Raw genomic sequence first — 1,245 nt, forward strand, 5'->3', positions numbered from 1 at the left:
GAGGCGAACAGGTTGTCGAGTTCGGCGAGGTGGGCGCGGAGGCGGGTCTTTTGGTGCTCGATGGATTCGACGATGGTGGCGAAGCGACTCTGCAGGTTGTCAGGTGGTACCGGAACCGGCAAGCCTCGAAGTATCTTTAGGTTGATGTTCTTTTGCGCAGACTGTGGTGCCCTTCGCTCCAGAATATCCCTGAAAAACCAGAACAACCCCTGCACGTACTCGATTCTTCCAGGTATAGGCGACGAGAACCCAACAACGCTGTCAGGAAAGCAAGCGTCGAATGTCAATATTCCGGTATTAGCGATATTTGCGGCGATAGTGATGCACAAAGTGCCTGCGGGCCACATTCGGCTCTGCTTTAGACCAAGCTCGGAATAAGTTGAGGTGTAGTTCGCAATGTATCCACCGGAGTTTGCCACTTCACCTGTTTGGATTAGGGGATGCGATCCACCGAGAAGAGAAGGATCGTTTCGAGGTCTGTGTTTTGAGACACCACGATCCAGCGTCCCGAGTTCACCTAACTGTTTTGCCTCCCACCCCTTCGGATTGGTAACCGGATTACCAAACAGCTCAAGAAAGGTCGATTGCAGCAGCCTGTCGAGCTGAGCGAGGGACTCGCGGCGCTTGGCCCGCAAGGCGTCTGCCGCATCCAGGATCGCCGCGATCTGCTTCTGCTCAGCGAGGGGTGGGAGGGGGAACTTAACCCTCTTGAGATCCTTGAGGATGATTCTTCGGATTGCGGAGCCCGTTTTACTGCGAGATGCTTGGTCTATACAGCTGTCTGTCTTCAGCACCCAGCCGAAGTAGTCCGCGTCAAGAATCGAGGGGTCCGGTCTCAGAATTGCCAGTGAGGATAAGACTGCAAACCTATCCTTCGACGCAACCACATAGACTTTGCCGACGGTCCCGTCTTTCGAGAAAAGCACATCGCCGATTTTGGGGGCACTGTTTCCTTTATCCGCTTTCGCGAACTCGTCTTGGCTGATATGCGAGCAGCCAACGAGATCAATTTTACCGTCATGCGTGAAGTCTTTAACCGTCAGAAAAGGTACCCCGCTGTCAACATCAGGCGGAGTGTAATGAGTTCCGTCGGTGACCATCACGCAGGCGTCTTCAATTGACGCTTGGCGCCAGCTCATCCCAGCATCTCCGCCAACTCCCTCCGCCCCTCAGCAATCTCCTCCTCCAGCAGCGCCAATCGCTCCAGAATCACCTGCGGCGGGTCATACTCCACCGCCTCGTACT

1 protein-coding gene is annotated in these 1,245 nt (G+C 54.9%); it reads right to left on the reverse strand.

Translation table 11 applies throughout. The features are described from left to right. On the reverse strand, nucleotides 1-1,139 hold a 1,139-nt coding region (locus VBE63_RS29715; RefSeq protein ID WP_323686566.1), incomplete at its 3' end, for a restriction endonuclease subunit S. Nucleotides 1,140-1,245 lie beyond the last annotated feature (106 nt).

The organism is Lamprobacter sp. (genome assembly GCF_034860625.1).
Lineage (GTDB): Bacteria > Pseudomonadota > Gammaproteobacteria > Chromatiales > Chromatiaceae > Lamprobacter.